We start from the raw sequence: 5904 nt of genomic DNA, 5'->3' as shown, positions 1-5904 counted from the left end.
TCGCGGCCGTGGGCGGCGCCCACTGCGCAGAGCGGGGCCGCCCTGGGACGTCCCCGCATCGCCGCCGCGGCTACGGGCGCTTGGGCGGGCTGACGGTCTTGGCCGGGTCGCGCTCGACGATCGGGTCCAGCACGTCGTCGATCTTCTTCAGCACCTCGGCGTCCAGCTTCACCCCGGCCGCCTTGACGTTGTCCCGGACCTGCTCGGGCTTGGTCGCGCCGACGATGGCGGAGGAGACGTTCGGGTTCTGCAGCACCCATGCCACCGCGAGCTGGGCCATGGTCAGGCCGAGGTCGGCGGCGATCGGCTTGAGCTCCTGGACGCGGGTGAGCACGTCGTCGGAGAGCATCCGGGAGATGAAGTTGCCCCCGGTCGGGTCGGTGGCCCGCGAGCCGGCGGGCGGCGGCCGGCCCGGCAGGTACTTGCCGGTGAGCACGCCCTGGGCGATCGGCGACCAGACGACCTGGCCGAGGCCCTCCTGCTGGCACAGCGGCACGACCTCGGCCTCGATGACCCGCCACAGCATGGAGTACTGCGGCTGGTTGGAGACCAGGCGGTCGAAGCCCATCTCGTCGGCGATCTTCAGCGCCGCGGCGATCTGCTCGGCGTTCCACTCGCTGACGCCCACGTAGAGGACCTTGCCCTGGCGGACCAGGTCGTCGAAGGTCTTGAGGGTCTCCTCGAGGGGCGTCTCGTGGTCGAACCGGTGCGCCTGGTACAGGTCGACGTAGTCGGTCTGCAGGCGGCGCAGCGAGCCGTGGATCGACTCGGTGATGTGCTTGCGGGACAGCCCTCGGTCGTTGGGGCCGGTGCCCGTCGGCCAGTAGACCTTGGTGAAGATCTCCAGCGACTCCCGGCGCACGCCCTTGAGCGCGCGGCCGAGCACTTCCTCCGCCTTGGTCCCGGCGTACACGTCGGCGGTGTCGAAGGTGGTGATCCCCTCGTCGAGCGCCGCCTGCACACATTCCTTGGCGGCGTCCTCCTCGACCTGGGAGCCGTGCGTGATCCAATTGCCGTAGCTGATCTCACTGACCATGAGACCGCTGCGGCCGAGGTGACGGAATTCCATGTCTTCGACCCTAGTAGGCGCCGGCTGAAGATCTGATCCGGGATACTCTGCCCGGCGTGCGGCATTTGATCACTTATAGATGGGTACGGCTCGCGCTCGCGACGGCGGCTCTCGTCGCGGTGGTGGCCGTGGCCGTGCGCCTGCGCCGCCGTCCGGCCCCCCTCCGGCGCGCGGCGGCGCCGGAGGAGGGGACGGTCCGCGGGACGCGGAGTCCCGGCGGACGGGGGAACCGGCCGCGAGGGCCCGCATCGGACTCCGCGCACGGCTCCACACGGGGGCTCGCGCCGGACTCCGCGCAGGGCTCCCCGCCGGGACGGGAGACCCCTGCGCCGTGGCCGCCCGCCCCGATCCTCGGTGCTCCGACGGCCGCCGACCTGGCGCGTTTCGCGCGCAGGCGGTACGAGCCGAAGCCGTTGCCGCCGAGAACGCCGAGGCCGCCCCTGGACGAGGTGACCCGCCGGCGCGTGGTGCGCTGGGGCTCCGCCGCGATCACCCTGTGCGTGCTGGTCTTCGCGGCCCAGGCGCTGGAGACGGCGGTCTTCTCCAAGGAACCCGCCACGGAGGTCACATACGGGTTCGCCACGGGGCTGTGCGATCCGCCGGAGACGGCCGGAGGGCACGGGGAACCGGGGCTCGTCCACTGCGGCGAGGGCGAACGGATCGAGGACGAGGCATGGAGCGACGGAGCGGGCGAGGGCAGGGGCACCGCCTTCGTGGAGTCCGCGCCGCCCTCGGTCCCGCCTCCCGTCTCCGACGACACCGGTGAGGCCGGCGCTCCCGAGGGGGCGGAGCCGTACGGAGCGGCCCCCGACCGGGACTGCGCCCCGGCCGTGCGCACGGCGGCGGCGGTGCGGAGACCGGACCCGAGGACGGTCCGGGCGGTGAACCGGCAGTGGGCGCGCATCGAGCGGTGGCTGAAGGCCAACGCGCCCGAGACCTACCGCACGCTGGCCGGTCCCGCCCGTGCCCGCACGATCGCGGTCGCCGAGGCGCAGATGGGCCTGCGCTTCCCCGACGACCTGAAGGCCTCCCTGCTCCGGCACAACGGGGCCAGGAGCAGCGGGAGGGCCTGGGGCTTCCCCTTCTTCCTGTACCGGATCGCGGACGTGCGCACGATCCGCGACACCTGGCGGAGCCTGTGCGCGATCGACGGCGAGGACGAGGCCGGTGATCCCCGTACGGCATGGTGGGACGGGCGGATGATCCCAATCGGCGCGGACGGGCTCGGGAACCATCTGGTGATCGACTCGGTCCGGCGCGACGTCGGGGAGTCCGACCATGAGGGGAGCCTCGGGTTCGCCCCGGGGGACGTGCCGATCCGCTCCCACCACGCGTTGCTGCGGATGACCGCCGACGCGCTGGAGAGCGGAGGGCCCATCGGCTACTGGCGGCCGGTGGTGGTGGAGGGGGAGCTCTCCTGGGAGGTCGAGGACGCCTGACGGCCCCGCCGCTCCTCGCGGAGGGGCGGGGCTCGGCGGCGGGTCCTACTTCTTCGGCGGGACCGGCTTGCCGCCGGGGAGGAACTGCGGCGGCGGGAAGCGCAGCTTGCGGATCTGCAGCGCGCGCATCGCCGCGTAGAAGCCGACGCCCCGCAGGCTCTCGCCGGGGAACTTCTCGGCGGCGAGTTTCTTGACCTTCCAGGACACCCAGATCGAGGTGAACAGGACGCCGAGCATCATGAGCGGCCAGCCGATCCCGATCACGGCCGCGGTGACCTGCCCGCGGACGGCGACCGGGAAGGGGATCCAGGTGAGCAGCAGGATGGCCAGGGAGAACGGCAGGAAGTACTGGCTGACCAGGCGGCGGGAGTCGACCCAGTCGCGGGCGAACCTGCGGACCGGCCCCCGGTCGCGGGCCGGGAAGTAGCGCTCGTCGCCGCGCATCATGCCCTCGCGGGCCTTGGCGCGGTCGGCGGCCTGGCGGTCGCGGAGGTTCTTGTAGGCCTCCTTGCGGTTCTTGGGAGCGTTCACCGGCTGGCGGCGACGGCCTTCGGCGTCCCGGCGCTTGGGTGTGGGACGCCCCTTGCCCGCAGGCTTAGGATCGGTGGCGGAGACGGGGGAATCGTCCGCGGTGGTCTGGGTACGTCGGAACACAAGGTCAGCCTACCGGGACTGCAACTTAGTGACGCCCCCGTGCGTTATGCGTAGGGTGAACCCTATGTGGCTCCGCCGCTCTTCCCGGGGGCCGGAATCACTGGGGTGGCCCGAAGCGCATTTGAAGAAGGGGACGGCCGACGCGCATGAGCGTGATGAAGAGACTTTCCATGATCTTCAAGTCCAAGGCCAATGAGGCCCTGGACAAGATGGAGGATCCGCGCCAGACCTTGGACTACTCCTATCAGCGGCAGCTGGAGCTGCTGCAGAAGGTGCGCCGGGGCGTGGCCGATGTCGCAACCTCGCGCAAGAGGGTCGAGCTGCAGATCAACCAGATCGAGGCGCAGGCGCGCAAGCTGGAGGAGCAGGGGCGCAAGGCGCTGAGCGTGGGCCGTGAGGACCTCGCCCGCGAGGCGCTGACCCGCCGCAACGGCCTGCAGACCCAGATCGCCGACTTGAGGGTGCAGCACGACAACCTGCAGGCGGAGGAGGAGAAGCTCACCCACGCCTCGCACCGCCTCCAGGCCAAGGTCGACGCCTTCCGCACGCGCAAGGAGACCATCAAGGCCACCTACACCGCGGCCGAGGCGCAGACGCGGATCAACGAGGCCTTCTCCGGCATCTCCGAGGAGATGGGCGACGTCGGCCTGGCGATCCAGCGCGCCGAGGACAAGACCGCGCAGATGCAGGCGCGCGCCGGGGCCATCGACGAGCTGCTCGCCAGCGGCGCGCTGGACGACTTCAGCGGGTCGCGCGGCGACGACATCCAGGCGGAGCTGGACCGGATGGGCGGCGGCACCGACGTGGAGCTGGAGATCGCCCGGATGAAGGCCGAGCTGGGCCAGGCGCCCGCGCCGAAGAGCGCGATCGAACAGGGCCAGCCGCAGCAGCAGCCGGCCCCGCAGCAGCAGTACCAGCAGCAGCCGCAGCCGCAGGCCGAGCCGTACGGCCAGCCGCAGCCGACCCAGCAGTACCGCCAGCCGGGGGAGGGCCAGTGATCGTTCGCATCATGGGCGAGGGGCAGATCGAGATCGCCGCCGACGACCTCACGGTCCTCAACAAGCTGGACGGCGAGCTGGAGGCGGCCATCCAGGCGGGGGACGAGGAGACGTTCCGTGGCCGGCTGCACGCCCTGCTGGACAAGGTCCGCGAGGTCGGCAGGGAGCTGCCGGACGAGAGCCTGGAGCCGTCGGAGCTGATCCTGCCGCCGGCCGACGCCTCGATGGAGGAGGTCCGGGAGATGCTGGGGGACGAGGGCCTGATCCCCGGATAGCGCGTTTTCTCACGGATGCCCGGAGCGGAGCGACTCCGCCCCGGGCCGGGCCCTCCCGGCGTCGGGTGGGCCTTTTCTGTACCCCTGTCCCGGGGTTGATGTGCAGGTTATGGAGATTTGCCCTCACAATGGGACAGAAAAAGCCCAGTGAGAGAGGGTGTCGCTATGCCGGACCTTGCGCCCTTGCGCCCCGGGGATCCCGAGCGGGTGCGCGAGTACCGGCTCACCGCGCGCCTCGGCGAGGGGGGCCAGGGAACGGTCTACCTCGGTGAGTCCGAGTCGGGAGCGCGTGTCGCGGTCAAGCTGCTCCGCGCCGACCTCGCGCAGGACGAGGAGGCTTTGGAACGTTTCGTTCGCGAGGTCAGCACGACCCAGCGCGTCTCGCCGTTCTGCACCGCCGCGGTGCTGGACACCGGAGTGGACCAGCACCGCCCGTACATCGTCAGCGAGTACATCGACGGGCCGACGCTCGACGCGGTCGTGGCGGCGGAGGGCCCGCGCTCGGGCTCCGCGCTGCACCGGCTCGCGATCGGCACGGTCACCGCGCTCGTCGCGATCCACCAGGCGGGGATCGTGCACCGCGACTTCAAGCCGTCCAACGTGCTGCTCGCGCCCGACGGCCCCCGCGTCATCGACTTCGGCATCGCCAAGGCCCTGGACCGGACCTCGACGCTGACCGCGATGGCGATCGGCACCCCCTCCTACATGACCCCCGAGCAGCTCGCGGGCGAGGCGGCCGGTTCGGCCGCCGACATGTTCGCCTGGGGCTGCACCATGGTCTTCGCCGCCACCGGGGCGCCGCCGTTCGGCACCGACAGCCTGCCGGCGATCTTCAACCGCATCATGAACGCCGAGCCGGACCTGTCGGCGATCGCCGACGCGGCCCTGCGCGAGCTGGTGGGCGACTGCCTGGCCAAGGACGCCAAGCTCCGCCCGACGGCGAGCGAGGCGCTGATGCGCCTGCTCGGCCACAGCGGCGCGGGCGCGACGGGCGGCGCGCCCCCGGTCCCACCCCAGGGCATCCTCGCCGAAGGCTCGGCCGCGGCCGCCCAGCAGACCGGTCCGGCCCGGACGGCTTCCCCCACCCGCAGGGCGCCCAGAGCCACCCGCCGCACCAGACCGGGCCCGGAGGCTTCGCCCACCCGGCCGGACCGGGCGGGTTCGCCCATCAGGCCGGTCCCGGCGGCCATCCGCAGCAGACCGGTCCGGGGGGCTTCCCGCAGCAGGCGGGACCGGGCGGCTACCCGCCGCACCAGACCGGCCCCGGCGGTTTCGGGCAGACCACGTACGGCGTCCCGCCGCAGGGCACCGTGCCCTATCCCGGCTCCGAGGGGCACCCAGGCGGCGTGTTCGCGCAGCCGACGGCCCCCGGTGGGCAGGCGCCGTACCCGGGGCCCGGCGGGTACGGCCAGCAGCCGCCTTACGGCGTCCCGCCGCAGGGCGCCGCGCCGTACGGAGGACCGGCGGGC

6 protein-coding genes are annotated in these 5904 nt (G+C 72.4%); 4 read left to right on the top strand and 2 right to left on the bottom strand.

Going from position 1 to position 5904, the window contains the following annotated elements:
* Nucleotides 1–70 precede the first annotated feature (70 nt).
* Nucleotides 71–1069: an aldo/keto reductase family protein gene (locus ACWJ6R_RS28500; RefSeq protein ID WP_449065184.1), complete on the bottom strand. Its 999-nt coding sequence runs from the start codon at nucleotides 1067–1069 to the stop codon at nucleotides 71–73.
* 449 nt (nucleotides 1070–1518) lie between these two features.
* Between ACWJ6R_RS28500 and ACWJ6R_RS28495 the strand changes: the two genes are divergently transcribed.
* Nucleotides 1519–2508: an SMI1/KNR4 family protein gene (locus ACWJ6R_RS28495; protein WP_449065183.1), complete on the top strand. Its 990-nt coding sequence runs from the start codon at nucleotides 1519–1521 to the stop codon at nucleotides 2506–2508.
* Nucleotides 2509–2553: 45 nt separating this feature from the next.
* Here the strand turns inward: ACWJ6R_RS28495 and ACWJ6R_RS28490 are convergent, their stop codons facing one another.
* Complete coding sequence (locus ACWJ6R_RS28490; protein ID WP_449065182.1) at nucleotides 2554–3162, bottom strand: DUF3043 domain-containing protein; 609 nt, start codon at nucleotides 3160–3162, stop codon at nucleotides 2554–2556.
* Between the two features lie 146 nt (nucleotides 3163–3308).
* Between ACWJ6R_RS28490 and ACWJ6R_RS28485 the strand changes: the two genes are divergently transcribed.
* The 3 genes from ACWJ6R_RS28485 to ACWJ6R_RS28475 form a co-directional block, all read left to right on the top strand.
* A complete protein-coding gene (locus ACWJ6R_RS28485; RefSeq protein ID WP_449065181.1) occupies nucleotides 3309–4160 on the top strand; it encodes a PspA/IM30 family protein in 852 nt (283 codons plus the stop codon).
* On the top strand, nucleotides 4157–4435 hold the full coding sequence (gene pspAA / locus ACWJ6R_RS28480) for a PspA-associated protein PspAA (protein WP_449065180.1): 279 nt from the start codon (nucleotides 4157–4159) through the stop codon (nucleotides 4433–4435). Before ACWJ6R_RS28485 ends, pspAA begins: the two co-directional genes overlap by 4 nt.
* Before the next feature lie 183 nt (nucleotides 4436–4618).
* Nucleotides 4619–5904 (top strand): protein kinase domain-containing protein (locus ACWJ6R_RS28475; RefSeq protein WP_449065179.1); only part of this gene is annotated, 1286 nt, incomplete at its 3' end.

It is taken from the genome of Planomonospora algeriensis (assembly GCF_977012225.1).
This window is presented reverse-complemented; position numbering and strand designations above follow the sequence as displayed.

Bases quoted from the DNA above. Each gene is read 5' to 3' on its own strand.
- ACWJ6R_RS28500 (WP_449065184.1), bottom strand. From the start codon at position 1,069: ATGGAATTCCGTCACCTCGGCCGCAGCGGTCTCATGGTCAGTGAGATC.
- ACWJ6R_RS28485 (WP_449065181.1), top strand. From the start codon at position 3,309: ATGAGCGTGATGAAGAGACTTTCCATGATCTTCAAGTCCAAGGCCAAT.